This window comes from Stenotrophomonas sp. YJH_SMC_119 (assembly GCF_059368315.1).
Genome location: NZ_JCAFRP010000013.1, coordinates 14269 through 39512 on the forward strand (window position 1 = coordinate 14269; position 25244 = coordinate 39512).

Here is a 25244-nt window from a genome sequence, read left to right on the forward strand (position 1 = left end):
GCGGCATCACAGCGGAAACAGGCGCCCATGTTACCCGTTCAGGGGTGTGCACGGCGTGGCTGCGACCGGTTGTCGCAGGGCAGTCATCGTTCTGGTGAATGCGTGCCATCCAGATATTTCGTTGGCCGATGGCTGCGGCGAGGCGCACGATGGCGCCATTCTTGGCATTCCGGGAGTTCCCGATGACCCTCCAGTTCGTCCATGGCGGTGTCGACCGCGACGGTGCGCCACTGCATTTCCATATCCGTGATGGCCGCATCAGCGGGCTCAATGGCGAGGCGGCGCCGGCCGACGCGGCGGAATGCGTCGACCTGCAGGGCTTCGCGGTGCTGCCCGGGCTGGTCGACGGCCACATTCACCTCGACAAGAGCTTCGTCGGCGACCGTTGGCACCCGCACCAGCCGGTGAACAGCCTGCGTGAGCGGCTGGCGGTGGAGAAGGCGGCGGTGGCGGGTGCGGCACCGATGGTGGACCGTGCCGAGGCGCTGATCCGCCAATGCAGTGCTTTCGGTACGGTGGCGATGCGCTGCCATGTCGATATCGACGGCAGCACCGGTCTCGGCCATCTCGAAGCGGTGCGCGAGGCGGCACTGCGCTGCGCCGACATCATGCGGATCCAGCTGGTGGCGTTTCCGCAGGCCGGGGTGATGTCCTGTCCCGGCACCGCCGCCGTACTGGAGCAGGCGCTTGCCGCGGGCGTGGAGGTGCTCGGCGGCATCGACCCGACCACGCTCGATGGTGATGCCGAAGGCCAGCTGGCGCTGCTGTTCGGCCTGGCCGAGCGTTACGGCGTGCAGCTGGACATCCATCTGCACGAGCCCGGCGAAACCGGCCTGGCCCAGCTGCTGCGCATCGCGGCGCGGACGCGGGCCGCCGGCCTGCAGGGGCGGGTTGCGGTCAGCCATGCCTATTCGCTGGGCGACGTGCCGCTGGCGCGCGCGCTGCAGGTGGGCGAAGCACTGGCCACGGCGGGTGTGGCGATCATGAGCAACGCGCCGGGCGATCATCCTTTCCCGCCGCTGCGCGCGCTGCATGATGCCGGTGTGCGCGTGTTCGCAGGCAACGACAACATCCGCGACTGCTGGTGGCCGTACGGTAACGGCGACCTGCTGCAGCGGGCGATGTTGCTGGGCTACCGGTCCGGCTTCTACACCGATGCCGACCTGATGCTGGCGCTGGACATGGTCACCACCCACGCCGCGCAGGCGATCGGCCTGCCGCAGCATGGTATTGCCGAAGGCCGGCCGGCGACGTTCGTGGCCGTGCGTGCCGACCACGGCCCGGCCGCTGTGGCCGGGGTGCCGGTGGAGCGCCGCGTGGTGGTCGACGGCCGCTGGCTGTAGATCCACGTCATGGCGTGGATGCGCCATCGCGTGGTCTCATTCATCCACGCATGGCGTGGATCTACCCCGATGTACCGTCAGGCGTAATCGTCGGCGCGGGTGGCGACGAATTCCTCAAGCCACGCAAGCAGGTGGGCGATGTCGATGATCTCGCCCTGTTCGACGCGCTTGAGCAGCAGTGTGCTGGCGCCGATCTGCAGGCTGCTGTCGGCATAACGCAGCACCGCGTCGATGCCCCATGCATCGGTGACCTGCATCCAGGCCAGGCCCGGCACGCGCTGGGCCAGGGTGTCACCGAATGCCACGCCCAGCGCTTCCCAGCCATCGCAGTCGGCACGGTCGATCAGCTTGGCATCGATCACGCGCTGCAGTGTGCTGGCCGCCAGCGGCCACTGCACCGGCAACGTCGGGAAGCCGGCCGCCACGCGCGCGGCGATCAGCGAGCGCTGGTGCTGCAGATGCGTCTGCAGGGCAGCGGGCAGGGGATCGAAGCGGGTGGGGATTTCGTCGGACATGGCAGGGCGCCGTGGGGCACGGAAACAACAGGCACTCTACGAGGCGATTGTTGCCCGCTACACGGCCGGAGTGACCATGTTTCGATGCGTGATGCGCGAAAGGCATCCACGCATGGCGTGGATCTACCGTGGTCATTCCGGTTCGCGCTGCACCTGCCGCCACAGCTCGCTGGCCAGTGCGCGCACGGCATCATCGGCGTCCGCGCGATGCAGCAGGCCGATCTCGTAGTTGTCGATCACCGGCAGCTCGCGCTCGCCATCGATGATGCGGTGCTCGCGGCTGACCGCGCGGCGCGGCAGCAGGCTGATGCCGATGCCATCGGCCACCGCGCCCTGGATGCCGCTCAGCGACGAGCTGGTGAAGGCGATGCGCCAGCGCAGGCCCAGCGCTTCCACGGCATGGATCATCTCGTCGCGGTACAGCCCGCGCGGCGGGAAGGTGACCAGCGGCAGCGGGTCCTGCTGCAGGCAGCTGCTGCGCAGGCTGTCGATCCAGTGCATCGGCTCGCGCCGGCAATGCACCGCCTGGCGGCTGTTGCGGCGTTGCTTGACCAGCACCAGGTCCAGCTCGCCGTGGTCGAAGCCCTGCGCCAGGTCGCGGCTGAGGCCGCTGCTGATCTCCAGCTTCACCTGCGGGTGGCGACGGCTGAAGGCGGCCAGCATGCGCGTGGTCTGCGCGTTGACGAAATCCTCGGGCACGCCGATGCGGACCGCGGTCTCCACCGTCGCACCGGCCAGCGCCTGCGCCATTTCCTCGTTCAGGTCGAGCATGCGCCGCGCGTAGCCGAGCAGGGTGTGGCCGGCATCGGTGGGGTGCACGTCGCGATGGCCGCGTTCAAGCAGGCGATGCCCGGCCAGTTCCTCCAGCCGGCGCACCTTCTGGCTGACCGTGGACTGGGTCGAATGCAGGCGCGTGGCCGCCGTGGTGAAGCTGCCGCAGTCGGCCACCATCACCAGCGCCCGCAGCAGGTCCAGTTCGAACAGGGTTCTATTCGATTTGGCACTGTCTTGCATTTGAACATTTCACTTCTGGATACCCAGGCCGACTTTTACCATGCAGGGCAGGGGCCGGCAATGCCCGGCTGTTGCTACCGTCGCACGGCGTTCCGTGGCGACGGACATGAGGAGACACTGTCATGCGCGTCCATCATTCCGCTGGCTGGCCTGCGCCGTTAACGCGCGTGCTGCTGTTGTGCCTGCTGGCCATGGTCACCCCCGCCTGCACCGCCACGTCCAGGGCCGACGCAGACGCGCGCCTGCGGGATGCCGCCAGCCGCGGCGACGCCGATGCGGTGCGACAGGCGATCGAGGATGGCGCCACGCTGGAGGCGCGCGATGGCCAGGGCCGCACCGCGCTGCTGCTGGCCACGCATGGCAACAACGTGGATGCCGCGCGTGAGCTGATCGAGGCCGGGGCAGACGTCAACGCCAAGGACGCGTTGCAGGACAGCGCCTACCTGTACGCCGGTGCGCGCGGCCTGGACGAGATCCTGGCGATGACCCTGGCGCATGGCGCCGATCTGCGCAGCACCAACCGCTATGGCGGCACCGCGCTGATTCCGGCCGCCGAGCGCGGTCACGTCGCCACTGTGCGCACGCTGCTGCGGGCCGGTGTGGCGGTGGACCATGTCAACCGGCTGCACTGGACCGCGCTGCTGGAAGCGATCCTGCTCGGCGATGGCGGTGCGCGCCACGTGCAGATCGTGCAGCTGCTGCTGGAGGCCGGTGCCGACCCGGAGCTTGCCGACGGCGACGGCGTGACGCCGCTGGCGCACGCGCGCCAGCGCGGCTATACCGGAATTGAGACCCTGCTGCGCCAGCACGGCGCGGTGCGTTGAATGCAACCCCCTTCCACCCGCACGCTGGGCGTGCCCATCAGGATGCTGTCCATGTTCCGTTCCCGTCCGTTGTCCCTTGCCATCCTCCTTGCGGTAGCACCGCTGTCGGCGTCTGCCGCCGAGCGCGCCGACCTGCTGATCCGCAATGCCACCGTGGTCGATGTCGAGCACGCCAGCACGCTGGCCGGGCAGAGCGTGGTGATCCGTGGCGAGGACATCGTCGCCGTCGGTCCGGACGCGCAGCTGCGCAGCCAATGGAGTGCGGCCCGCCAGATCGATGCCAAGGGCAAGTACCTGATTCCGGGCCTGTGGGACATGCATGTGCACTTCGGTGGTGGTCCGGCGCTGATCGAAGAGAACAAGGCGCTGCTGCCGCTGTACATCGCGCATGGCATCACCACGGTGCGTGACTGCTCCGGCGATCTGCCCGAGCAGGTGCTGCAGTGGCGTGGCGAGATCGCCAAGGGCACCTTGTTCGGCCCGCGCCTGCTCAGTTCCGGCGCGAAGATCGAAGGCATCAAGCCGGTCTGGAAGGGCACGATCGAAGTGGGCAGCGAGGCCGACGCCGACAAGGCGATTACCCGCCTGCAGCATGACAAGGTCGATTTCGTGAAGATCACCGACAGCACGCTGAAGCCGGAACTGTTCCTGTACTCGGCCAGCGCTGCGCGAAAGGCCGGCTTCAAAGCCTCGGGGCATATTCCGATGGCACTGACCGTGGAGCAGGCGGTCGATGCCGGCCTGGCTTCGATCGAGCATCTGGACTACGCATTCAAGGCCGGCAGCAAGGATGAGGCGCAGATCGCCGCTGACTTTGGAGCCGGCCGCATCGACCGTGCCGAAGCCAACCGGCGCCTCGACGCCAGCTTCGACCGTGACACTGCGATGCATGCCTACCGTGATTTCGCAAAGCGCGGCGTATTCGTGACCCCGACCCTCAACGGTGGCCGCATCCTCGACTTCCTTGACCAGGATGACCACGCCAACGATCCGTACCTGGCCTACATCGGCCCTGGCCTGCGCGCGACCTACCAGTGGCGCGTGGACCGCGCAGCCAAGGCCACGCCGGCGCAGATTGAAGCGCGCCACGCGCAGTACCACCAGGTGGCCGCGGTGCTGCCGCTGCTGCAGGAGGCGGGCGTGACGATCATCGCCGGTACCGATGCGGGCTTCCTCAATTCGTTCAACTTCCCGGGCATCGCGCTGCACCAGGAACTGCAGCTGTTCGTGAAGGAAGGCCTGACCGCACCGCAGGCGCTGTCGGCCGCAACCCGTTCCGGTCCGGCCTGGTTCGGCCAGATGGACCGCTACGGTGGTGTCGCACAGGGCAAGGCCGCCGATCTGGTGCTGCTGACCGCCAACCCGCTGCAGGACATCGCCGCCACCGGGAAGATCGACAGCGTGATCCTGCGTGGCAGCGTGTATGACCGCGCCGCACTAGACAAGATGCTGGCCGAGACCAAGGCCAAGGTCGCGGCGTGGAATGCCGAGGCGGCGAAGACGCAGTGACCGACAGGGTCAGAGCCCTTCCCGGTGGGAAGGGATCCGACCCTATGGGGTTGGACGGCATCCACGCCATGCGTGGATGACGCGGCCGCTGGCCTAACGCGGTGCCGGCCGCATTCCATGAAGTTGCGGCAGTGCGGCCTTCATCGCATCGATGAAGGCGCGCAGCCGCGGCGGCTGCTGGCGCGCAGCAGGAAACACGACATGCACCGGCAGTGCCGGCGCCTGCCAGTCCGGCAGCAGCTGTACCAGCCGCCCCTGTGCGAGATCGTCGGCTACCAGCCAGGCCGAGACCACCGCTGCGCCCAGCCCAGCGCGTGCGGCCTGCTGCACCACGAACAGGTTGTCGCTGAGCAGGCGTGGGCTGATCGACAGCGTATGCGCGCGGCCCTGTGCGTCATGCAGCAGCAGGCGTTCGCGGTAGTAGGTGACCAGTGAGATCCACGGCAGTGCCTGCGCTTGTTCTGGTGTGCTGATCGCGGTGGCCTGCACCAGCGACGGCGCTGCCACGACGATGCGCGGCACTTCGGCGAGCGGCAGTGCGACCATGCGCGGTTCGTCGACCGGACCCACCCGCACCGCGCAGTCGATGCCTTCGGCGATGAAATCCGGGCGACGATCTTCAAGGATCCACTCCAGGCTCAGCTGTGGGTGCTGGGCGAGGAACGCGAGCATGGTCGGCAGCAGCTGCGCCTGGCCGAAGGCGTGCGGCACCATTACCCGCAGGCGTCCGCGCAGCGTTTCCGGTTCGCCGTGCAGTTCGGCCTGCAGCGACTCCCATTCGTCGACCACGCGTTGCGCATGGCGCTGGCAGCGCAGGCCATCTTCGGTCAGCTGCAGGCCGTGGGTGGAGCGCTGCAGCAGGCGCAGGCCGAGCTGTCGCTCCAGTGCCTGCAGGCGGCGACTGACCGTCGGCTGGGTGGTGCCCAGCTGCACGGCAGCAGCAGACAGGCTGCCGGCATCGACGATGCGCAGGAAGGTGCGCAGCAGATCCAGGCGATCCGCGCCGGTGGCGAGGTCATTCATGCGTTTCACGTATGAAGTGTATGTGCAGGAGCCTACTACAGACGCCGGGCGAATACCGGCAGGATACGTCCACTTCCTCCACCGGACTCCCCCATGTCTACCCCTTCGCTATCCGTCGCCGCCGCGCCCGCGACCGCACCCTCCACCCCGCTGGTGCTGGCAATGGCGGCCGGCGCCGGCTTCTCGGTCGCCTCGCTGTACTACAGCCAGCCGATGCTGGGCCTGATCGCCCAGGACCTCGGCGCAGGCGAGCGCGCCGCCGGCCTGGTACCTACCCTGACCCAGCTCGGCTATGCGCTGGGCATCCTGCTGCTGGCACCGCTGGGCGACCGCTTCGACCGCCGCACCCTGATCCTGTTGAAGTCCGCATTGCTGGCGCTGGCACTGGGCGCCGCAGCGATGGCCGGGCACCTGCCGGGGCTGCTGATGGCCAGCCTGCTGGTCGGGCTGATGGCCACGCTGGCGCAGGACATCGTGCCCGCCGCTGCGGTGCTGGCACCGGATGCACAACGCGGCCAGATCGTCGGCCGGGTGATGACCGGCCTGCTGCTCGGCATCCTGCTGTCGCGCGTGGTCAGTGGCGTGGTGGCTGAAGCATGGGGTTGGCGCACGCAGTTCGTACTGGCTGCGGTATCGGTGGCGGCGATGGGCGCGGTGATGGCGCGCGCGCTGCCGCGTTTCGCACCGACCAGCACGCTGCGCTATCCGGCGTTGCTGGGTTCGTTGCTGGCGTTGTGGCGCGAGCAGCCGCAGCTGCGCCGTGCGGTGGCCAGCCAGTCGTTGCTGGCAGTGGGCTTCAGCGCGTTCTGGTCGACGCTGGCGCTGATGCTGCATGCCCGCCTGGGCCTGGGCAGTGCGGCGGCGGGTGCGTTCGGTATCGCCGGTGCGGCCGGCGCATTGGCTGCGCCGTTTGCAGGACGTTTCGCCGATCGCCTGGGTTGCCATACGGTGGCGCGGCTGGCGATCGCAGTGGCGCTGCTGGGTTTCGGGCTGCTGCTGGCCGAAGCCTGGATGCCGGCCGCCGCGCTGCTGCCGCTGCTGGTGGTGAGTGCGCTGCTGTTCGACTTCGGTTTCCAGTCAGCGCTGGTGGCGCACCAGACGCTGGTCTATGGCCTGGTGCCGCCGGCCCGCAGCCGCCTCAATGCGCTGCTGTTCACGGGCATGTTCATCGGCATGGCCGCCGGCGGTGCGCTGGGCAGCCTGGCGCTGGCACAGTGGGGGTGGCACGGCGTGGCCTGGCTGGCAGTGGTGTGTGCGGGCGGCAGCCTGCTCCTGCGCTTGAAGTAAGGGGGGCGTTCGGCAGGGCTTGCAGCCCTGCCGAACAACCCACTAATCGTGACCGCTGTCGTCCAGGCTGATGATGCCGCGCCGCAGCGCCTGGGTCACCGCGTGCGTGCGATCGCCCACGCCGAGCTTGTCCATCAGGCTCTTCATGTGCGCCTTCACCGTCTGCTCGGAAATCTGCATGCGCTCGCCGATGCGCTTGTTCGACAGGCCACCGGCCACGTGCCGCAGTACTTCGGTCTCGCGCGGCGACAACCGGTCTTCCACCACATGCGCGGCGATGCTCGCCGCCACCGCTGGTGGAATCGGCGCGCGCCGGCCGCCCGCAACCATGCGGATCGTGTCGACCAGCTCGTGGCGCAGCATGTCCTTCAGCAGGTAGGCGCTGGCGCCGGCCTGCAACGCCCGCACCGCACGTACGTCACCGCGGTAGGTGGTCAGCACGATGATGCGCGCGCGCGGGTCCGTCGCGCGGATCCGCACGATGGCTTCCACACCATCCAGGCGGGGCATCTGCAGGTCCATCAGCACCACGTCCGGCTGCAGCTGCTGGTAGCGTGCGATGGCTTCCTCGCCGTCGGCGGCTTCACCGAGCAGGCGCAGATCGGGTTGTGCGCCCAGCAGGGCGGCCAGGCCGTCACGCAGCAGCGGGTGGTCGTCGACCACCAGTACGCCGATCGGGGCAGGGGTTTCAGTCATGGCTCGTTCTACTCCAGGGCCAGCGCCAACGTGATGGGCGGCGGTGATACAGGCGCCGGGCGGGAACTGCCAGCGCGACTTCGGTCCCCAGCCCGGGGCGGGTCCACAGCTGCAGTTCCGCGCCAAGGCGCTGCGCGCGCTCGCGCATGCCCTGCAGGCCCCAATGGCCATGGCCGGCATTTTCGTCGGCGATGCCCACGCCATCATCGCGCACGTGTAGAAGGAAGCACCGCGTGCCGTAGGACAGCTCCACTTCGATGGCGCTGGCATTGGCATGGCGCAGCGCATTGCGGATCGCCTCGCGTCCGATCAGGAACACTTCCTCGGCGGCATCAGCCTGCAGCGGTGGGTGGGGGCCTTCCACGGTCAGGCGCAGCGGATTGGTGCCGTGCCCGGCATACTCGGCGTGCACATCGGCCAGTGCCGAAGCGAGGTCGCGACCCGCGAACGGCCCCTCGCGCAGCGCATTGACCCGCTCGCGGCCCTCGGCCAGGTTGCGCTCGGCCAGCTGCATCGCCGACTCCAGCTGGCTGCGCACCGGCTCGGGGGTCTGGGGTGACTGGCTGATCGCATGCAGGCGCAGGATAAGGCCCTGGCTGCCCTGCAGCAGGGTGTCGTGCAGGTCGCGCGCGATGCGTTCGCGTTCGCCATTGCGTTCCTGCAGGCGCGCACGGAACAGCGCGGCCAGCTGCCCGCTGCGGATGCGTACTGCCAGCACCAGTAGTGCGAGCACGGCGGCGGTGCACAGCAGTTTGAACCACACGGTCTGGATGAAGGTAGGCGCGATGCGGAAGCTGCGGCTGGCCGGTGCGGTGCTCCAGATGCCGTCCTCATTGGCGGCTTCCACCTCGAACCGGTAGTTGCCTGGCGCGAGGTTGGTGTAATACGCGCGGGTGCTGCTGCCCGCGTCCTGCCAGCTATCGTCAACGCCGGACAGGCGATAGCGGTAGCGGTTGCGTTCCGGGCGTGCCAGCGACAGCGCCACGTAGTCGATCTGCAGCTGGCTGGTGCCGGCCGGCAGGCGCAGGCCGTCCCGCAGTGGTTGCCGTTCGCTGCCATGCAGCACGTCGCCGATGCGCACGCTGGGAGCCATCGCATTGACGTGCGACCGGGTGGTGTCCAGCCAGGCCAGGCCCTGGTTGGTGGCCAGCCATAGCAGGCCGTCGTCGGCCAGCACGGCGGTGGGGATCGGTCCGCTCTGCAGGGCGATGCCCGGCATGCCATCCACCGCATCGAACAGGCGTGGCGTCACCGGCTGCCCGGTACGCAGCGCCCGCCGCAACTGATCGCTCCCCAACCGGACCAGGCCACGACTGCCATTGAGCCACAGGTGACCGTGCGCATCGGCAACCATGCCGGTGATGCCCTCCAGCACGCCGGCCATGTCGGTGCTGACCGGCATGAAGCGGCCATTGCCGAGGCGGGCGGCCAGCCCGGCCTCACCGGCCACCAGCAACAGGTCCTGGTGGTGCAGCAGCGCGGTGACCGGCCCGACCAACAGCCCGTGGTTGGCATCGAAGGTTTCGATGCGGGTCGCGCCCATGCTGCGCAGCCGGCCGTCGGCATAGCCGAGCAGCAGCTGGCCATTGGCATCCAGCGCCAGTGATGAGCAGGCCTGTTCGGGCAGGCGCGTTTCGCGCTGCCACTGGCCGTGCAGATAGTGCAGCACGCCACGTTCACCGGTGCAGACCCAGGCCTGGTCGTCATCGGCGAACAGCAGGGCATGCAGCGGTTGCCCGGTGAAGGGCTCGGGCAGCGGAATCAGCGTGGTGTGGCCGGCCACCGTGCGTGCCAGGTTGACCCAGTCGAACTGCCAGATCGGCGTGGGCGCCCGGCGCGCGGCCGCCTGCAGTTGTGCGGCGCTGCCTTCCAGCAGTGGCCGGCGCAGGTCGTACGGCTTGAGGTCCTCGCCGTAGCCGTACACACGCCCATCGCTGGCCCGCACCAGCGAGCGATAGGGATCACTGGGGCCGACCGCCAGCGTGTGCACGCTGCGCACGCGGAAGCGGTTGAGGCCCAGATTGGTGCCGACCCAGAGATTTCCTTCGCGGTCGGCGATGATCGGCACGGCCGAGGTGGCGGTCAGCCCGTGCGGCGAATCGAAGCGCTCCATGCGCACGGCGCGGCTGCCGTCGAACGTGACCCGGGCCACACCGCCATGCGGACTCATCGTGGCCCATAACGCGCCGTCGGCAGTGAACTGCAGGCGTGCGGCGACCAGGTCCGGCAGGCGTCGCGCTTCGCGTTCGCTGTCCGGCAGCAGGCCCTGCGCATTGGCCAGCGGCGAGGTGCCGCGCACACGGTCGGCCAGCCAGACTTCGCCCTGCGGGCTCTCGGTCAGCGTCGCCATCTGGGATACAGCAATGCCGGTGTCCTCGAAACGCGGTTGGCCTGCAGGACGCATCCAGATCCTGAGGTTGGCCAGTACCCAGAAGGTGCCACGGCTGTCGTGCAGCACCCATTGCACGCGGTGTTCCGGAACGCCCGTGTCTGCGGGCAGCGGCTGCCAGCGCTGGCCATCGAACTCGCGCAGCCCTCCATTGATGGCTGCCCACATGCGGCCGTCTCGGTCCTGGCTGAAGTGCGGTACCACGCCAACCGGCACGCCCTGGCCGCGGCCGTAGTTGTACAGCTGGCCGCGCGCGAACTGGCTGATGCCTGCCTGGAAGTAGCCGATCCACAGTGCGCCATCGGCGCTGTGTTCCAACGTGACCATGTTGGTGGACGGGTAGCGGGTGCCAGCCGGTGGCGCCTGCCGTTCGAAGCGACGTCCGTCGAATCGGTACAGGCCCGAACCGGTAGCCAACCACAACAGGCCGTCACGGTCCTGGCTGATGTCCCAGATGTCACCGGGTGCACCCTGGCCGACCCGCCAGGCGGTGTGCTCGTAGCCGGGCAACCCGCTGCTCACGGCCGGCCGCTGCACGGCGAGGGCGGGCAGGGCGGTCCACAGCAGCAGGCACGCCAGCAGCGCCGGCAGGCGACGCAGGAACGGGAAGGGGCGGCGGTGCATGGCGCGCATTCTGGCAGGTGCGGGGCAGCCGCGGGTGACCCGAACGGGGTAGGCGCCTGGTGCCGTGGTCGGCTATCACGCCGGCATGTCCTGTGGAGTCCGGCCATGCAGCGCCTGTTCGTGATGTTCCCCGACCGCGGGCCGGGCATCGGCCTGCTGTGGCTGCGGCTGTGCGTGGCCGCTGCATTGTGCACGCCGGGCACGCACGCGGGCTGGCTGTCGGCACTATGCCTGCTGGCGGTGGCGATGCTTGCACTGGGCGTCTTGACGCCGCTGGCGGTAGTGCCGGCAACACTGGGCCTGTATGCACAGGCACTGCCGTGGCCACTGGTGGTGTTGCCGCTGGCCTTGCTGGCGCTGGGCCCTGGCGCCTATTCACTGGATGCGCGGTTGTTCGGGCGCCGCCTGCTCGGCCGTCGGCCTCCCCCATTCGGGTAGGTGCTGGCCTCGACCGACGGGGGTAGGGCATCACGCAGGGGTCACGCACCATGGGGCATCCCTTCGCGGCGTCCCGCATGGCCACCATCTTTCCGCCTGATCCGCCCGCCGCTTCACTGGCGCCGCAGCAGGTCGCCGCATTGCAGCGTGCATTGCGCTATGTCGATGAACACCTGTCACAGCCGCTGCGGGTCACCGAACTGGCGGCCGTCGCCTGCGTCAGTCGCTTCCATCTGGTGCGCCTGTTCCGCAGCGGTACCGGCGCCAGCCCGCTGCGCTATGTACGCCGTCGCCGTATCGAACGTGCGCGCCAGCTGTTGTCGGCCCAGCACCTGCCGATGTCCTGCCTGGCGCAGCAGCTCGGCTTCTTCGACCAGAGCCATTTCGTCCGCAGCTTCCGCGCCGAGACCGGCTGCAGCCCCGGCCAGTACCTGGCCGGCGATGCAGCCCTGTTGCTTCCCCCTGATCGTGTTTCCAACGGAGTCCACCCATGAGCCTTGCCACCGCCACGCCCGCCCCGGCCCTGTTGTCGCCCACCGACCATGCCCTGGTGCTGATCGACTTCCAGTCACAGATGGCATTCGCTACCCATACCATCGACATCTCCGCGCTGCGCAACAACGTGTCGTTGATCAGCAAGGGGGCCAAGGGCTTCAATGTGCCGGTGGTGCTGACCACGGTTGCAGAAGCGTCGTTCTCCGGCCCGATGTTCCCGGAACTGCCGCAGATCTTCCCTGGCCAGCCGGTGTTCGACCGCACCTCGATGAATACCTGGGAAGACCAGCCGGTGATCGATGAGATCAACCGCATCGGCAAGCGCCGCCTGGTGCTTGCCGGCCTCTGGACCAGCGTCTGCATCGTCGGGCCGGCGCTGTCGGCGCTGGCGCAGGGTTTCGAGGTCTACGTGATCACCGATGCCTGCGGCGATGTCAGCGAAGAAGCGCACGAGCGTGCGATCACCCGCATGGTGCAGGCCGGCGCGGTGCCGATGACCAGCGTGCAGTACCTGCTTGAACTGCAGCGCGACTGGGCACGCGGTGAAACCTACGACCTGACCACCGGCATTGCCCGCGACCATGCCGGCGGCTACGGCATCGGCATCCAGTACGCCAAGCGCATGTTCGGCGCGCAGGAAGGCGGGCACTGAGCATGCTGGCTGGCCATGGCCTCGACCTGGCCCTGCTGATGCTGCGCGTGGCGGCAGGAGGCTTCCTGCTGCCGCACGCATTGGGCAAGCTGTTCGGCTGGTTCGGTGGACCGGGGCTGTCCGGCTTCGCTACCGAGCTGCGCGGCTTCGGGCTGCCAGCGGTGGCACCGTTGCCGCTGTTGCTGGCCCTGCTGCAGGTGCTGTCCGGGCTGGCCGTGCTGCTGGGATGGCAGACCCGCATCGCCGCGCTTGCAGCGGCTGCTTTCATCGGCTTCACCGTCCTGTTGGCCCTGCCCAGGGGCTGGTTCTGGATGCGCGGTGGCAGTGAGTACCCGTTGATGTGGACCACGGTACTGCTGGCCATCGCGTTGGCCGGGCCCGGCACCTGGGCACTGGACGTCCACCGCCTTCCGGGAGACCTCGCATGAGTCACGATCCCCTCGATCACGGCCGCCGCAACGTGCTGCTGGCCAGCGGCGCCGCTGTTGCGCTCGGTCTGGCCGGCCGTGCCGGTGCCGAACTCGATTCCACTTCCAAGGAGCGTCGCATGAGCACGCTGGTCATCCGTAATGCCCGCATCACCACCCTCGACCCGCAGCAGCCGCATGCGCAGGCGCTGGCCGTGCAGGAAGGACGCATTGTTGCCGTCGGCAGCGACGAGGAGATCATGCGTGGCTGGGGCAATGAAGCGACCTTGATCGACGCCCAGGGCCGGCGCCTGCTGCCCGGCCTCAACGACAGCCACACCCACCTGATCCGCGGTGGCCTGAACTACAATCTGGAACTACACTGGGACGGCCTGCGCTCGCTGGGCGACGCCCTGGACATGCTGAAAGCCCAGGTCGACCGCACGCCCGCGCCGCAGTGGGTACGCGTGGTCGGTGGCTTCACTGCCGCGCAGTTCAACGAGAAGCGCTTGCCGACCCTGCAGGAGCTCAACGACATCGCGCCGGATACACCGGTGTTCCTGCTGCACCTGTATGACCGCGCACTCCTCAACCGTGCCGCGCTGCGCGCCTGCGGCTACACCAAGGACACGCCGGATCCGCCGGGCGGGCAGATCGTGCGCGATTCGCTGGGCAACCCGACCGGGCTGCTGCTGGCCAAGCCGAATGCGTTGATCCTGTACGCGACGCTGGCCAAGGGACCGCGCCTGCCGATCGAGTACCAGGCGAACTCGACGCGCCACTTCATGCGCGAACTGAACCGGCTTGGCATCACCTCGGTGATCGACGCCGGCGGTGGCTTCCAGAACTATCCCGAGGATTACCAAATCATCGAGCAGCTGCACCGCGATGATCAGCTGACGGTGCGCATTGCCTACAACCTGTTCACCCAGAACAAGGGCAGGGAAGTGGATGACTTCCGTGGCTGGAGCGAGATCCTGCAGCCGCGCCAGGGCGATGACCTGCTGCGCCACAACGGTGCCGGCGAGATGCTGGTGTTCTCCGCCGCCGACTTCGAACTGTTCAACGAGCCCCGCCCGGAACTGTCGCCGGAGCTTGAGCCGGAACTGCACGACGTGGTGAAGCTGCTGGTCGAGAAGCGCTGGCCGTTCCGCATCCACGCCACCTACGACGAGAGCATCACCCGCATCCTGGATGTGTACGAACAGGTCAACCGCGAGGTGCCGTTCGATGGCCTGCACTGGTTCATCGACCACGCCGAGACCATCACCCCGCGCAACATCGAACGCATCCGTGCGCTGGGTGGCGGCATTGCCGTGCAGCACCGCATGGCCTACCAGGGCGAAGCCTTCGTCGAGCGCTATGGCGTGCAGGCCGCGCGGCATACACCGCCGGTCAAGCGCATGCTGGCCGATGGCGTACCGGTCGGTGCCGGTACCGACGCCACCCGCGTGGCCAGCTACAACCCGTGGGTGGCGTTGTCCTGGCTGGTGACCGGGCGCACCGTGGGCGGTCTGGCCCTGTATGGCGATGAGAACCTGCTCGAACGCGAGCAGGCGCTGCGCCTGTGGACCCAAGGCAGCGCCTGGTTCTCCGGCGACGAAGCGGTGAAGGGCACGCTGAAAGCCGGTCAGCTGGCTGATTTCATCCTGCTCTCGGCCGACTTCTTCCGCGTGGATGACGCGCAGATCGCCGACATCACCAGCCTGCTGACCGTCGTCGGCGGCCGCATCGTGCACGCCGACGGCGACTACGCCGGCCTTGCGCCGCAGCTGCCGCCGGCGATGCCGGACTGGTCGCCGGTCAACCGGTTCGGTGGCTACCACGTCGGCGGTGCGGCCACCGGGTTGGCCACCACCCATCGCCGCCATCACGGCGTGGCCTGCAGTACCCACGGTGCGCACGGGCATGCCGCGCAGCACGCGGCGCCGACCAATGACCTGACCGCGTTCTGGGGCGCGATGGGATGCTCGTGCTTCGCGTTCTGAGCCTGGCGCTGCTGGCCGTGCCATCGCTGGCGCTGGCCTGCGAGGGTGGCCACTGCACTGATGCCGGTGACGGCCAATTGCAGTGGGATGCCTCACTGCGCGTGCGTGGCCTGTACTACGACCCGACCCGGTTCGGTATCGGTGGCAGCGAAGATGGCCATGGCCTGCTGCGTGCGCTGGCCTCGGCCACCTATGTGGAGGACCGCTGGCAGGCAAAGCTGCAGCTGGGCGTGCATGCTGAGAATGGCAGGGCCGGCGGACCCGGCCGCACCGACCGCAGCGCGTTGGACGTGCAGCAGGCGTATTGGCGCTGGCAGCGCGGCGGCTTCCACCTGCAACTCGGTCGGCAGGAAGCCGGCTACGGAAGCTCACGACTGTTGTCTGTGCGCGATGGGCCGAACATCCGCCTGGCCTTCGATGGTGCGCGCCTGGGCTGGAAGGGCCGCCTCGGCACGCTTGATCTGATGGCACTGCGACCGGTGGAGAACCGGCCGGGTGCCTTTGATGATCGCGGGGAGCACGGTGCCCACCTGTGGGGTGCCTATGCCACCACGGCACGCGGGCAGGGCGCGGGGCAGTGGGATCTGTATCTGCTGGACTACCGCCGCGAAGGCGCACGCTTCGCGGCGGGTTCCGGCATCGAGCGGCGGCAGACCTTGGGTGCGCGCTGGTTCGGCCAGGCCGGTGCACTGGACTGGAACAGCGAGCTGGTGGCGCAGGGCGGTGAACTGCGAACGGCCGTCGGCACGCTCGATATCCGCGCCTGGACGCTGGCCACCGATACAGGGTGGCGCTGGGCGGAGCTGCCGCTGCAGCCGCGTCTGGGGCTGAAGGCCGACATCGCCAGTGGCGATGGCAATCCGCGTGACGGCCGCCTGGGGACCTTCAATGCGCTGTTCCCGAAATCGGCCTACTTCAGCGAGGCCAGCCTGCTGGCCCCGGCCAATCTGATGGACGTGCAGCCGACCCTGACCCTGCGCCTGCACGACACGGTGACGACGGAGCTGGGCGTACAGATGGCCTGGAAGCATCGTCGCGCCGATGCGGTCTACACCACGCCGGCGCCGTTGGTGGCGTTGCCAGGCAGTGCCGGTGCTGCGCGCCGCATCGGTAATCAATACAAATCCGAAACCCGCTGGCAGGCCAGCGAACACTGGCAATGGCAGCTGCAGCTGGCCTGGGTCGATGCCGGTCCTGCGCTGAAGCAGGCCGGTGGCCAGGACACGCTGTTCGCCTCGATCGTTGGAGCATGGCAATGGTGAACGCAAGCGCGTCGCAACCCCCCGTACAGGCCGCAGGTGCCTGGTCCCCGCTGAAGATCCAGATGTTCCGCTCGATCTGGCTGGCGATCCTGGCCAGCAACATCGGCACCTGGGTCAATGACGTGGCGGCCGCCTGGGTCATGGCCGAACGTACCGGTTCGCCGTTGATGGTGGCGCTGGTGCAGTCGGCCACCACGGTGCCGATCGTGCTGCTGGCACTCGCCGCCGGAACGCTGGCCGACATCGTCGATCGCCGCAGGTACCTGTTGGCGACCCAGGGCTGGATGCTGCTGGTCGCGGCCGTGATGGCGGCGCTGACTGCGATGGACATGCTGACTCCGCAGCTGCTGGTACTGCTGACCTTCTGCATGGGTTGCGGTGCAGCGATGGCAATGCCGGCGCAGGCCGCAATCGTGTCCGAGCTGGTGCCGCAGCCGATGCTGGCCTCGGCGGTGGCGCTGAACTCGATCGGCATCAACATCGCCCGCTCGATCGGCCCGGCCATTGGTGGCGTGATCGTGGCGCAGCTGGGTGCGGTGTGGGCGTTCGGCTTCAATGCCATCACCTTTGCCGCGATGCTGTTCGTGGTGTGGGGCTGGAAGCGTGATCCCAAGCAATCCAGCCTGCCACCGGAAGGCTTTGGTGCAGGGCTGAAGGCGGGCCTGCGCTATGCCAGCCGCGCTGGACGCCTGCAGGCCGTGCTGATCAAGTCGGTGGGCTTCTTCTTCTTTGCTGCGGCGATGAATGCACTGCTGCCGGTGGTGGTACGCGGCCAGATGCAGGGTGGGGCGGGGCAGTACGGCATGCTGCTGGGCTGCATCGGTATCGGTGCAGTGGGTGGGGCCTTGCTGCTGCCGAAGCTGCGCGCGCAGCTGGATCGCGACCTGCTGGTGCTGCTGGCCACGCTGTCGCTGGCGCTCAGCCTGGTCGGGCTGGCGCTGACCCGCAGCTGGTACGTGCTTCCGGCTGTGATGCTGGTCAATGGCTTCGCCTGGATCACCGTGCTGTCGTCGCTGCAGATCGCCGCGCAGACGGCGGTGCCGGCATGGGTACGCGCGCGTGCGCTGGCGCTGTACATCATGGTGTTCTCGGCCGGCGTGGCGGCCGGTGGCCTGAGCTGGGGCGCGCTGGCACAGCGCACCTCGCCGGAGCTGGCGTTGCTGGTGGCTGCCGCAGGTGCGGTGATCGGCGGACTGCTGGTGTGGCGCGTGCGGATTGCTGGCACCGAGGATCTGAACCTGCGTCCGGCCGGGCACTGGCCCGCACCCGAGCTGTCGGTGCCGGTGTCGAACGATCGCGGCCCGGTGCTGGTCACCATCGAGTACCGCATCGACGGTGCTGATCGTGCCGCGTTCCAGTCGCAGATGCGCGCGCTGGGCACGATCCGCCGCCGCGATGGCGCGGTGGTCTGGGGCGTGGTCGAGGACGTGGCCAGTCCAGGCATCCACCTGGAGTATTTCGTGACCCCGTCGTGGCTCGAGCACCTGCGCCAGCACGAACGCATCACCGCTGATGACAAGGCCATCCAGGAAGTGTTGCGGGAGCTGCATCGCGGTGAGCGTGCCCCCGTGGTGCGTCACTTCGTGGGTGGGCATGACCCGCTGCCTGCCGCCGTGCCGCATCACCACACCGACATCTGACCCGCCGGTGGTAGAGCCGGCCGCTGGCCGGCTGTGCGTGATCACGATGGGTGATCGGGGTTGCCGGCCAGCGGCCGGCACTACCGAAGCAGAGGCGGTTGACCCGCCGGTGGTAGAGCCGGCCGCTGGCCGGCTGCGCGTGATCACGATGGGTGATGGGGTTGCAGGCCAGCGGCCGGCACTACCGAAGCAGAGGCGGTTGACGCGCCGGTGGTAGAGCCGGCCGCTGGCCGGCTGTGCGTGATCACGATGGGTGATCGGGTTGCCGGCCAGCGGCCGGCACTACCGAAGCAGAGGCCGCTGGCCGGCTGCGCGTGATCACGATGGTGATCGGGTTGCCGGCCAGCGGCCGGCACTACCGAAGGGGCGGCGGCGCCGTTACGGCGCCGCCGCGGTACATCAGCTGCGTGCGAACGCGAGCAGGTCGGCGTTGAACTGGTCGGCGTGGGTGACGGTCAGGCCATGCGGCGCACCGGCGTACACCTTCAGCTCGGCATCCCTGATGATCTGCGAGGACAGCTTCGCCGAGGCATCGAACGGGACGATCTGGTCGTCATCGCCGTGTACCACCAGCGCCGGCACGTCGATCTTCTTCAGGTCCTCGGTGTAGTCCACTTCCGAGAATTCGTGCACGCAGTCGTACTGGCCCTTGACGCCGCCGAGCATGCCCTGCAGCCAGAACGAATCACGCATGCCCTGGGTAACGGTATTGCCATCGCGGTTGGCACCGAAGAACGGTGTGGTCAGGTCCTTGAAGAACTGCGAGCGGTCACCGCCCGTGCCCTTGCGGATGCCGTCGAAGACGTCCAGCGGGGTGCCGGCCGGATTGGCGTCGGTTTTCAGCATCAGCGGCGGCACGGCGCCGACCAGCACCACTTTTGACACGCGCTTGCTGCCGTGGCGGCCGATGTAGTGGGCCACTTCGCCGCCGCCGGTGGAATGGCCGACCAGGATCGCGTCCTTCAGGTCCAGCGCCTCGATCACCGCAGCCAGGTCATCGGCGTAGGTGTCCATGTTGTTGCCATCCCAGGTCTGGCTGGAACGGCCGTGGCTGCGACGGTCGTGGGCGATCACGCGGAAGCCGTTCTGGCCCATGAACAGCATCTGCGGGTCCCAGGCATCGGACGACAGCGGCCAGCCGTGGGCGAACACGACCGGCTGGCCGGTGCCCCAATCCTTGTAGAAAATGCGGGCGCCATCGGCGACGGTGACGTAATTGCTCATTGCGGGTTCCTTGGCGGAAGGGAGGGAAGGCACTGGCAGCGGTGCCGGTGCCTTCGGCAGTACATCGCAGTGCACATCGGACGGCTTGCACGGCTGTGCTGGATTGCCCGGACTGTGACGCGTATCGCTCTGGCATGAAGCGGCCACCGCACAGACGATGGCGGCAGCCTGGTCGAGGAGCCTGTGATGCCGAGAATGCGATGCAGCCCACTGTTGTGCCTGATGCTGGTCACGGCGGTTCATGCGCAGACCAGCGTCTACAAATGCGTGGACGGGCCACATCCGGTCTATCAGCAGACACCCTGCCAGGGGCATGCGGAATGGCGCTGGGAGGTGCCCGAGGAGCAGTCGCTGTCACGCGGACCGGTGCCAAAGCCGGCCAGCGGGGGCAGCGCGGTGCCGGCGCGACCGCGCACCGTGCGCTCGGGGCGGCCGCAGGCCGCGCTGATACCCATCAGCACGGACCCCAGGGCCTGTGAGCGCGCACGACAGCGCCGCGGGGAGGTGCTGGCCAAGGCCAAGCGCCTGGACTTCGTACAGCGTCGGCAGCTCGATGACGCGGTGTACGACGCCTGCCGCTGAGCGTGGCTCACGAAAGGCCGTAAACGACAACGGCGCCCTGTGGCGCCGTTGTGCGTGGATGCGGATGGCCGGGCCTCAGCGACCGTCGCTGGCGGCAGCCGGTGCCGGCGAAGGCACGCTTTCCGGCTTGGGCAGGCTCAGTTCCGGGTTGCCCTGTTCGGCCTGCAGGATCTGGATGCGGCGCTGCAGGGCGTCCAGCTGGCTGTTGGTGCTCTGCACGTCGGTGCTGAGGCTGACCGCCTGCTGCTGCGCCTGCTGCAGGGCCGCGCTGACCTGGGCCGACTGCGCCTGCTGCTGTTCCATTTCCTGCTGCAGGGTGCGCAGGCGCTCCTCGTTGTAGGCCACCAGGCGCTCGGTGTAGCGCTTGCCGGCTTCCAGGCGGGTCGTATCGATGTAGACCTGCGCCAGCTGTTCCGATTGCTGGGCAAAGGTGCGGTAGACGCGCTCGGCGTTGTCGACCGCATCGGTCTTGATCACCCGCCAGAAGTTCTTCTCCTGGAACAGGGCGACGTAATAGGTCAGGGTGTTGGCGTTGAACAGCAGGCTGGCGCCATAGTTGCCGTTGTAGGTCGTGCGCAGCTCGGTCAGCTGGCGCGAATCCATCAGCTGCTTGAGCTCGTCAACGGTGTTGCGCACCACCGGCGCGCTGCGTGCGGCCGGCTCTGCGGCTGCTTCGCGGTCGCCACGGGCAGCCATTGCCGCCGGTGCCACCAGCATCATGGCTACGGCCAGCAGTGCCGCGCCGCGCGCGTGCCGGGCGAAGACCGCGCCCCCTGAAGTTTCTCGCATGTCTAGACCATCCACGGATGAGTGTGGGTTGAGATGAAGGTGGTTCCCCGCCGGGAGTCTAGCATGGGCGCAGGCGCCGCCAAGGGCGCCCGTCACGGGTCAGTAGACCAGCTGCGCCGCGCTGCACTGGATCGACTGCACGTTGACGTCGGTGCGGCCGAGTTCCAGGCCCAGCACGCTCGCCAGCAGGTTGGTCAGCAGGGTGCCGACGCTGTTGAGCACCGGCCGCAGGGCGGTCAGGATCGGCTTGAGCAGCGTGCACAGCAGGCCGCTGCAGCTCACGCTGCCATCCGGATTGGTGACGCCGGTTCCACCGGTACCATCGAGGAAGCCGGCCGGCGCGGTCTGGATGTACGAGGCCAGGTTGTTGCGTACACACCCGTTGTAGTCGATCAGGTTGCCCAGCAGGCTGTCGCAGCGGTTGATCAGCAGGCCGCCCACCAGCGATCCCAGCAGCCCATCGAGCACGCCCAGTCCCTGGCCGGTGACGGTCACCTTGAACGCGTCCCAGACCGGACCGTCCTTGTGGCAGGTGGCCAGGTTCAGCAGGCCGCAGGCGTAGGGCAGGCCTCCGGGTACGGTCCAGCTGTTGAGCGGGGCCAGTTGCCGGCTTGCGTCGCCATCGCGCAGCAGTGGAATCAACTTGTCCACCTCATAGCGGGTGTTCGGCGGGAAGGCCGCCTGCAGGTAGCGGTCGGCCAGTGCCTTGGCAGTGTCGTTGGCGCTCATGCCCTGCTTGGGTGAGCTGAGCATGCCTGACAGCACGCGCAGCAGTTCATTGACCAGGTCAGACACCGCGTTCCCTACTGCCAGCGGGTTGATCCGGGTCGAGGCGGTCTCGCCGGCGGCCAGGGTCAGGTTCTGGGAGCTGGTCAGGGCGGGCAGGGTGATCCTGTCATTGATCAAGGGTTGTCCGAGTAGTCTCAGCAACTGCTCGTTCTTCAGGGTGGCGTCGCAGACATTGCTCCTGGAAAAGCGTTGCGCCGGGTCGACATTACCGACGCAGGCGCGCAGCACCGACGAATCGACCTGGATGGTGGCCTTGGGTGGACTGGCGCCGCACTGGATACCGGTCAGCGTGCCCATCGCGTTGGCGACATCGACATGCAGTGGCAGGTGCAGGCGCGTGCCGAGCAGGTTCAGCAACGGGCCCACCGCGAACAGGTTGTTGCTGTCCACGTCCACCATCAGCCGCACCTGCGCGTTGTACGCGCGTGTGCCGACGCCACCGATGGCGATCGAGGGCGGTTCCACCACGCCGGCCTGGATGTTGATGCCCAGCAGGTCCAGTCCCTTCACCGCAACGCCATTGCCGTCGTTGGCGATGGAGATGGCGGTACTGATCAGGTTGAGCACGTTGACCTTCGTTTCCAGCGCGCTGCCGATCGTGCCATCGGGCGAGACCACTTCGGCGAACAGACCGCCGCCACCGGACTGGCTGCCCAGCACGATGTTGAGCTTGTTGATGTCCAGCTGGGTGGCGACCAGATCGGACAGTGCACGCAGCTGTACGCCCACGGTGCTGTCGCGGCCGACCACGGTGGCGGTGGCATCGACCAGCTGTGCCAGCGAGATCTTGTTGACCGACAGCAGCCGGTTGAAGTCAGCCACGCTGAGGTTGGCGCTGACCGGGATGTTCAATGCCTTGAGCAGGCCCGACGGCGTGACGTTGGCCTGGGCGAGGCCGTCATAGGACAGCACGGTGGCGTTGGTCACATCCAGGCCGACCAGGCGCAGGGTCGACAACAGTACCGAGTCGCCATTGGTGCGCAGCAGCTGCGAACCGACCGCGAATACTGCAGTGGGCTCCGAACGGCGGGCTACGGCCTCCACGCTGACGGTGGGCAGGCCGGTGTTCTGGCCGAAGAACGGCAGCACGCTGCGCTGCGCGACTACCTGCACGGCATTGCGCGGGTTGCTGGCATCGACGGTGGTGACGAAGCGGTTCGACGTGCTGCGTATGGCGCTCCAGTTGCCGCAGCGGATCTGCACGGTGCCTGCAAACCTGTTCTGGGTGACCGCGCTCTGCCGCGCTGCACTGTTGTCGCTGTTGTCAGACGTGCACAGCTCCAGCCGCTGTGCACCGGCCAGTGCAGCGAGGTCCGCGACTTTCTGTGCGTCACGCTTGGCCCAGAACAGATAGCCGATCTCTACCAGGCCCAGCATGGCGAGCAGCGCCAGCATGACCAGCATCATGGTGACCGACATGCCGCCGCGTGGGCGGCCGAAACTGAACTGGCGTGGGCGTTTCATGGCCTACCTCAGCGTCCCGATGAGGATGATCCCTTGGACTTGGCGACATCGGTTTCAAAGAAGTCCGGGATCTCGTGTTCGAAGCTCTTCATGTAGCGGGCGTAGCTCAACGTGGCCTGGTCGCCGAGGATCGGCAGGCGTTGCCCGGCCTGCTGCCCTGATGCCTGCAGGTGGAACAGGTCGCGCGTGGTGTCGCCGATCTGGCCGCGGCCGGGTCGCGCGGCTGCAGCGTTGCCGTCGGTGGTGGCGACCGCTGCAGGCGCCGCCTGCGGCACCGGTGCCGGCGGGGTCGCCAGGTCCACGGTGGCCAGTGACTCGGACTGCAGCGGCTGCGAAGCCGGCGCAGCGGGCGTGCTGCCGCCAAGCATCTGCCCGGTCAGGGGTTGCTGTTGCGCCTGCGCGCCGCCGGTCAACAGCAGGCAGGCCAGTGCAGGCAACAGGTGTCGGGTCAGGGGCATGGCGCTCATGGAGTGTTTCCGTTCGGCTGATCGGAGGTGCTGAAGCGTTCCAGCATCGAGGGCGGCAGGCGCTGCGGATCGCGCTCATCGCGGCTGTCGCGGCGTGGTTCCGCCGCCAGTCGCGTGGCGCCGGGCCGGTTGCTGCCGGCATCGCTGGCGGTAGCACGCGCGGGGGCCGGCACGACTGCGGCAGCTGCCGCGGCGGCCTGGCGCTGCTGCAGGCGGGCACGGATCTGCGCGGCCTGTTGCTGGATGCTGCGGCGGGTGTCCTCGTTGAGATTGGCCTGTCCGGCGAGGCGCTCTGCAGTGGTGGTGTCGCCACGCAGCTCCGCCCACAGGGCGAGGTTGGCGGTGGCCTTGGCATTGCCTGGAGACAGCTCCAGCGCCTTGGCCAACGGTTCACGCGCCTGTTCGAACTGACCTGCACGCAGACGTGCATAGCCGAGATCGCCCAGGTAATCGGTGTTCAAGGGCTGCAGCTGCGTGGCCCGGGCCAGTGCCTCCTCGCTGCCGCCATCGTCGTCACGGCGCGCGGCGATCAGGCCCAGGCCGTGTGCGGCTGCAGCGGCCTGCGGGCCACTGGAGAGCTCGCGGTACAGGGCGATGGCAGCGTCGGCCTGGCCGGTCTCGCGCAGGGCGTCGGCCTGCAGCAGGCGCAACGCCGGCGGGTCGCCATAGCGCTGGCGGAAGGCATCGACGTGGGCCAGCGAGGCATACCAGGCACCCTGCTGCTGCATGCGCCCGATCAGTTCCAGGTAGGCATTGCGGTTGTCCTGCGGCGCCGGTTCGGGCGCGGCCAGGCTGGGCGCGCGCAGGTACTTCGGCGTGGTCGACGCACAACCACTGGCGACGGCGGCAAGGGCGAGCAACAGGCAGGAGGTGCGCAGGGCAGGCATCAGGGCGATCCCATCTTGGACATGGTGGTGGCCAGCGCGACCAGCGCCGGTCCGGCAAGAACCAGCATCAGCGCTGGCAGCAGGGTCAGCATCATCACCACGGTCATCTTCACCGAGAGCTTGCCAACCTTTTCCTTCAGGGCGTTGCGGCGCTGTTCGCGCAACCGGATGCTGAACTGCCGCAGTGGTTCCTGCACTGCGCCGCCGTGCGCGTGCACCTGCAGGATCAACTGCATCAGGCTGGTCAGGTCATCATCCGCGTAGACCTCGCTCAGCCGGCGCAGGGACTGCGCGCGCGTGCGGCCATGGGTGTACGCGACGTTGGCCTCCTGCAACTCGCCGCCAAGCACCGGCAACGCGTCGCGCAGCTTGTCGCCCAGCGTCTGCAGGCTCTGGTCCATGCTGAAGCCCACGCCCTGCAGCAGGCGCAGCAGGTCGATCAGCAGGGGCAGCTCGTTGTCGACGGCGCGCCGGCGCCGCTTCACCCACGAAGAGAGGATGAACTTCGGCAGCAGCAGGCCTGCCGCGAGCGCACCGATCACAACCATCATCCTGGCCAGCCCCTGGGCGCTGCTGAACGCCAGGGCCAGCACCAGCACCAGCACGCCCAGCAGCAGGCGCAGGCCAAGATAGATGGCGGTGCCACGACGTGTGTTCCAGCCCGCCAGGTCCAGCAGCAGCCGGTCTTCATTGGCCAGCAATGCAGATTCCAGGCGGCCGCCACTGAGCGCGCGCCCGAAGCGTTCCAGCCAACCCAGCGAATCACGGCGCGCGGCCTCCGTGTCGCGCGCCTCATCCCGCGGTTGCAGTGCGGTCTTCAAGGTGGCCGAGGTGCGCTGTTCGCGATGGCTGCGCACCCATCCGGCGATGCCCAGCAGGGCAACACCGGCGGCCAGAACCAGCAGCGACAGGGCAAACCAGGTGCTGGCGCTCATC

Annotated in this window: 23 protein-coding genes; 12 read left to right on the forward strand and 11 right to left on the reverse strand. The window is 68.2% G+C overall.

Translation table 11 applies throughout. The features are described 5' to 3' along the window. The first annotated feature begins 182 nt into the window (after nucleotides 1-182). Nucleotides 183-1343: an amidohydrolase family protein gene (locus AC5P6S_RS17045; RefSeq protein ID WP_043035214.1), complete on the forward strand. Its 1161-nt coding sequence runs from the start codon at nucleotides 183-185 to the stop codon at nucleotides 1341-1343. Between the two features lie 77 nt (nucleotides 1344-1420). Here AC5P6S_RS17045 and AC5P6S_RS17050 read toward each other — a convergent pair whose 3' ends face one another. Together AC5P6S_RS17050 and AC5P6S_RS17055 are read right to left on the reverse strand one after the other, a co-directional pair. Then, the gene (locus AC5P6S_RS17050) at nucleotides 1421-1858 is read right to left on the reverse strand and encodes a DUF3806 domain-containing protein (RefSeq protein ID WP_012480567.1); all 438 of its coding nucleotides are present in this window, start codon (nucleotides 1856-1858) and stop codon (nucleotides 1421-1423) included. Between the two features lie 132 nt (nucleotides 1859-1990). Continuing rightward, nucleotides 1991-2872, reverse strand: a complete 882-nt coding sequence (locus AC5P6S_RS17055) for a LysR substrate-binding domain-containing protein (protein ID WP_005410020.1) — start codon at nucleotides 2870-2872, stop codon at nucleotides 1991-1993. 122 nt (nucleotides 2873-2994) lie between these two features. On the opposite strand from AC5P6S_RS17055, the gene AC5P6S_RS17060 reads away from it, so the two are divergent. Continuing rightward, nucleotides 2995-3696: an ankyrin repeat domain-containing protein gene (locus AC5P6S_RS17060; protein ID WP_049395183.1), complete on the forward strand. Its 702-nt coding sequence runs from the start codon at nucleotides 2995-2997 to the stop codon at nucleotides 3694-3696. 51 nt (nucleotides 3697-3747) lie between these two features. Continuing rightward, nucleotides 3748-5205 carry an amidohydrolase family protein gene (locus tag AC5P6S_RS17065; RefSeq protein ID WP_049395182.1) on the forward strand — a complete coding sequence of 486 codons (1458 nt, stop codon included), beginning with the start codon at nucleotides 3748-3750 and terminating at the stop codon, nucleotides 5203-5205. Nucleotides 5206-5298: 93 nt separating this feature from the next. Here the strand turns inward: AC5P6S_RS17065 and AC5P6S_RS17070 are convergent, their stop codons facing one another. Beyond that, nucleotides 5299-6228, reverse strand: a complete 930-nt coding sequence (locus tag AC5P6S_RS17070) for a LysR family transcriptional regulator (protein ID WP_043035217.1) — start codon at nucleotides 6226-6228, stop codon at nucleotides 5299-5301. Nucleotides 6229-6321: 93 nt separating this feature from the next. Between AC5P6S_RS17070 and AC5P6S_RS17075 the strand changes: the two genes are divergently transcribed. Beyond that, nucleotides 6322-7515 (forward strand): MFS transporter, encoded by a 1194-nt coding sequence (locus AC5P6S_RS17075; protein ID WP_049395181.1) that lies wholly within the window; start codon nucleotides 6322-6324, stop codon nucleotides 7513-7515. A 42-nt stretch (nucleotides 7516-7557) separates the two neighbouring features. Here AC5P6S_RS17075 and AC5P6S_RS17080 read toward each other — a convergent pair whose 3' ends face one another. Together AC5P6S_RS17080 and AC5P6S_RS17085 are read right to left on the reverse strand one after the other, a co-directional pair. Next, nucleotides 7558-8211: a response regulator gene (locus AC5P6S_RS17080; RefSeq protein ID WP_043035219.1), complete on the reverse strand. Its 654-nt coding sequence runs from the start codon at nucleotides 8209-8211 to the stop codon at nucleotides 7558-7560. Next, nucleotides 8204-11233, reverse strand: coding sequence for a sensor histidine kinase (locus AC5P6S_RS17085; protein ID WP_065183519.1), 3030 nt, complete (start codon nucleotides 11231-11233; stop codon nucleotides 8204-8206). Before AC5P6S_RS17085 ends, AC5P6S_RS17080 begins: the two co-directional genes overlap by 8 nt. 96 nt (nucleotides 11234-11329) lie before the next feature. Between AC5P6S_RS17085 and AC5P6S_RS17090 the strand changes: the two genes are divergently transcribed. The 7 genes from AC5P6S_RS17090 (at nucleotide 11330) to AC5P6S_RS17120 (ending at nucleotide 18106) form a co-directional block, all read left to right on the forward strand. Then, on the forward strand, nucleotides 11330-11662 hold the full coding sequence (locus AC5P6S_RS17090) for a hypothetical protein (RefSeq protein WP_005413754.1): 333 nt from the start codon (nucleotides 11330-11332) through the stop codon (nucleotides 11660-11662). A 50-nt stretch (nucleotides 11663-11712) separates the two neighbouring features. Beyond that, nucleotides 11713-12156, forward strand: coding sequence for a helix-turn-helix transcriptional regulator (locus AC5P6S_RS17095; protein WP_049395203.1), 444 nt, complete (start codon nucleotides 11713-11715; stop codon nucleotides 12154-12156). Further along, on the forward strand, nucleotides 12153-12809 hold the full coding sequence (locus tag AC5P6S_RS17100) for a hydrolase (RefSeq protein WP_005410010.1): 657 nt from the start codon (nucleotides 12153-12155) through the stop codon (nucleotides 12807-12809). The genes AC5P6S_RS17095 and AC5P6S_RS17100 overlap by 4 nt, the downstream gene beginning before the upstream one ends. A gap of 2 nt (nucleotides 12810-12811) precedes the next feature. Continuing rightward, nucleotides 12812-13237 carry a DoxX family protein gene (locus AC5P6S_RS17105; RefSeq protein WP_005410009.1) on the forward strand — a complete coding sequence of 142 codons (426 nt, stop codon included), beginning with the start codon at nucleotides 12812-12814 and terminating at the stop codon, nucleotides 13235-13237. A 119-nt stretch (nucleotides 13238-13356) separates the two neighbouring features. Next, nucleotides 13357-15204 (forward strand): amidohydrolase, encoded by a 1848-nt coding sequence (locus AC5P6S_RS17110; protein ID WP_495204690.1) that lies wholly within the window; start codon nucleotides 13357-13359, stop codon nucleotides 15202-15204. After that, nucleotides 15183-16466: an alginate export family protein gene (locus AC5P6S_RS17115; protein WP_495204679.1), complete on the forward strand. Its 1284-nt coding sequence runs from the start codon at nucleotides 15183-15185 to the stop codon at nucleotides 16464-16466. Before AC5P6S_RS17110 ends, AC5P6S_RS17115 begins: the two co-directional genes overlap by 22 nt. Next, nucleotides 16460-18106, forward strand: a complete 1647-nt coding sequence (locus AC5P6S_RS17120; RefSeq protein WP_235643532.1) for an MFS transporter — start codon at nucleotides 16460-16462, stop codon at nucleotides 18104-18106. Before AC5P6S_RS17115 ends, AC5P6S_RS17120 begins: the two co-directional genes overlap by 7 nt. Before the next feature lie 399 nt (nucleotides 18107-18505). On the opposite strand, the gene AC5P6S_RS17125 is transcribed toward AC5P6S_RS17120, so the two are convergent. Further along, nucleotides 18506-19330, reverse strand: coding sequence for an alpha/beta fold hydrolase (locus AC5P6S_RS17125; protein WP_049397699.1), 825 nt, complete (start codon nucleotides 19328-19330; stop codon nucleotides 18506-18508). 186 nt (nucleotides 19331-19516) lie between these two features. Between AC5P6S_RS17125 and AC5P6S_RS17130 the strand changes: the two genes are divergently transcribed. Beyond that, a complete protein-coding gene (locus tag AC5P6S_RS17130) occupies nucleotides 19517-19912 on the forward strand; it encodes a hypothetical protein (protein WP_111198471.1) in 396 nt (131 codons plus the stop codon). A 75-nt stretch (nucleotides 19913-19987) separates the two neighbouring features. Here the strand turns inward: AC5P6S_RS17130 and AC5P6S_RS17135 are convergent, their stop codons facing one another. The 5 genes from AC5P6S_RS17135 to AC5P6S_RS17155 all read right to left on the reverse strand — a co-directional run bounded on the left by AC5P6S_RS17135 (nucleotide 19988) and on the right by AC5P6S_RS17155 (nucleotide 25243). Beyond that, a complete protein-coding gene (locus tag AC5P6S_RS17135; protein WP_012480553.1) occupies nucleotides 19988-20701 on the reverse strand; it encodes a DUF2968 domain-containing protein in 714 nt (237 codons plus the stop codon). Between the two features lie 99 nt (nucleotides 20702-20800). Beyond that, the gene (locus tag AC5P6S_RS17140; protein ID WP_111198469.1) at nucleotides 20801-22954 is read right to left on the reverse strand and encodes a TadG family pilus assembly protein; all 2154 of its coding nucleotides are present in this window, start codon (nucleotides 22952-22954) and stop codon (nucleotides 20801-20803) included. A gap of 8 nt (nucleotides 22955-22962) precedes the next feature. Then, a complete protein-coding gene (locus tag AC5P6S_RS17145; RefSeq protein ID WP_044570426.1) occupies nucleotides 22963-23421 on the reverse strand; it encodes a DUF3613 domain-containing protein in 459 nt (152 codons plus the stop codon). Further along, nucleotides 23418-24308 carry a tetratricopeptide repeat protein gene (locus tag AC5P6S_RS17150; protein ID WP_065183522.1) on the reverse strand — a complete coding sequence of 297 codons (891 nt, stop codon included), beginning with the start codon at nucleotides 24306-24308 and terminating at the stop codon, nucleotides 23418-23420. Before AC5P6S_RS17150 ends, AC5P6S_RS17145 begins: the two co-directional genes overlap by 4 nt. Beyond that, nucleotides 24308-25243 (reverse strand): type II secretion system F family protein, encoded by a 936-nt coding sequence (locus tag AC5P6S_RS17155; protein ID WP_005409999.1) that lies wholly within the window; start codon nucleotides 25241-25243, stop codon nucleotides 24308-24310. Before AC5P6S_RS17155 ends, AC5P6S_RS17150 begins: the two co-directional genes overlap by 1 nt. Nucleotide 25244: the final 1 nt, after the last annotated feature.

What these genes read in the sequence shown, in the direction of transcription:
- AC5P6S_RS17045 (WP_043035214.1), top strand. Translation starts at nt 183, where the DNA reads ATGACCCTCCAGTTCGTCCATGGCGGTGTCGACCGCGACGGTGCGCCA.
- AC5P6S_RS17050 (WP_012480567.1), bottom strand. Translation starts at nt 1,858, where the DNA reads ATGTCCGACGAAATCCCCACCCGCTTCGATCCCCTGCCCGCTGCCCTG.
- AC5P6S_RS17055 (WP_005410020.1), bottom strand. Translation starts at nt 2,872, where the DNA reads ATGCAAGACAGTGCCAAATCGAATAGAACCCTGTTCGAACTGGACCTG.
- AC5P6S_RS17060 (WP_049395183.1), top strand. Translation starts at nt 2,995, where the DNA reads ATGCGCGTCCATCATTCCGCTGGCTGGCCTGCGCCGTTAACGCGCGTG.
- AC5P6S_RS17065 (WP_049395182.1), top strand. Translation starts at nt 3,748, where the DNA reads ATGTTCCGTTCCCGTCCGTTGTCCCTTGCCATCCTCCTTGCGGTAGCA.
- AC5P6S_RS17070 (WP_043035217.1), bottom strand. Translation starts at nt 6,228, where the DNA reads ATGAATGACCTCGCCACCGGCGCGGATCGCCTGGATCTGCTGCGCACC.
- AC5P6S_RS17075 (WP_049395181.1), top strand. Translation starts at nt 6,322, where the DNA reads ATGTCTACCCCTTCGCTATCCGTCGCCGCCGCGCCCGCGACCGCACCC.
- AC5P6S_RS17080 (WP_043035219.1), bottom strand. Translation starts at nt 8,211, where the DNA reads ATGACTGAAACCCCTGCCCCGATCGGCGTACTGGTGGTCGACGACCAC.
- AC5P6S_RS17085 (WP_065183519.1), bottom strand. Translation starts at nt 11,233, where the DNA reads ATGCGCGCCATGCACCGCCGCCCCTTCCCGTTCCTGCGTCGCCTGCCG.
- AC5P6S_RS17090 (WP_005413754.1), top strand. Translation starts at nt 11,330, where the DNA reads ATGCAGCGCCTGTTCGTGATGTTCCCCGACCGCGGGCCGGGCATCGGC.
- AC5P6S_RS17095 (WP_049395203.1), top strand. Translation starts at nt 11,713, where the DNA reads ATGGGGCATCCCTTCGCGGCGTCCCGCATGGCCACCATCTTTCCGCCT.
- AC5P6S_RS17100 (WP_005410010.1), top strand. Translation starts at nt 12,153, where the DNA reads ATGAGCCTTGCCACCGCCACGCCCGCCCCGGCCCTGTTGTCGCCCACC.
- AC5P6S_RS17105 (WP_005410009.1), top strand. Translation starts at nt 12,812, where the DNA reads ATGCTGGCTGGCCATGGCCTCGACCTGGCCCTGCTGATGCTGCGCGTG.
- AC5P6S_RS17110 (WP_495204690.1), top strand. Translation starts at nt 13,357, where the DNA reads ATGAGCACGCTGGTCATCCGTAATGCCCGCATCACCACCCTCGACCCG.
- AC5P6S_RS17115 (WP_495204679.1), top strand. Translation starts at nt 15,183, where the DNA reads ATGCTCGTGCTTCGCGTTCTGAGCCTGGCGCTGCTGGCCGTGCCATCG.
- AC5P6S_RS17120 (WP_235643532.1), top strand. Translation starts at nt 16,460, where the DNA reads ATGGTGAACGCAAGCGCGTCGCAACCCCCCGTACAGGCCGCAGGTGCC.
- AC5P6S_RS17125 (WP_049397699.1), bottom strand. Translation starts at nt 19,330, where the DNA reads ATGAGCAATTACGTCACCGTCGCCGATGGCGCCCGCATTTTCTACAAG.
- AC5P6S_RS17130 (WP_111198471.1), top strand. Translation starts at nt 19,517, where the DNA reads ATGCCGAGAATGCGATGCAGCCCACTGTTGTGCCTGATGCTGGTCACG.
- AC5P6S_RS17135 (WP_012480553.1), bottom strand. Translation starts at nt 20,701, where the DNA reads ATGCGAGAAACTTCAGGGGGCGCGGTCTTCGCCCGGCACGCGCGCGGC.
- AC5P6S_RS17140 (WP_111198469.1), bottom strand. Translation starts at nt 22,954, where the DNA reads ATGAAACGCCCACGCCAGTTCAGTTTCGGCCGCCCACGCGGCGGCATG.
- AC5P6S_RS17145 (WP_044570426.1), bottom strand. Translation starts at nt 23,421, where the DNA reads ATGAGCGCCATGCCCCTGACCCGACACCTGTTGCCTGCACTGGCCTGC.
- AC5P6S_RS17150 (WP_065183522.1), bottom strand. Translation starts at nt 24,308, where the DNA reads ATGCCTGCCCTGCGCACCTCCTGCCTGTTGCTCGCCCTTGCCGCCGTC.
- AC5P6S_RS17155 (WP_005409999.1), bottom strand. Translation starts at nt 25,243, where the DNA reads ATGAGCGCCAGCACCTGGTTTGCCCTGTCGCTGCTGGTTCTGGCCGCC.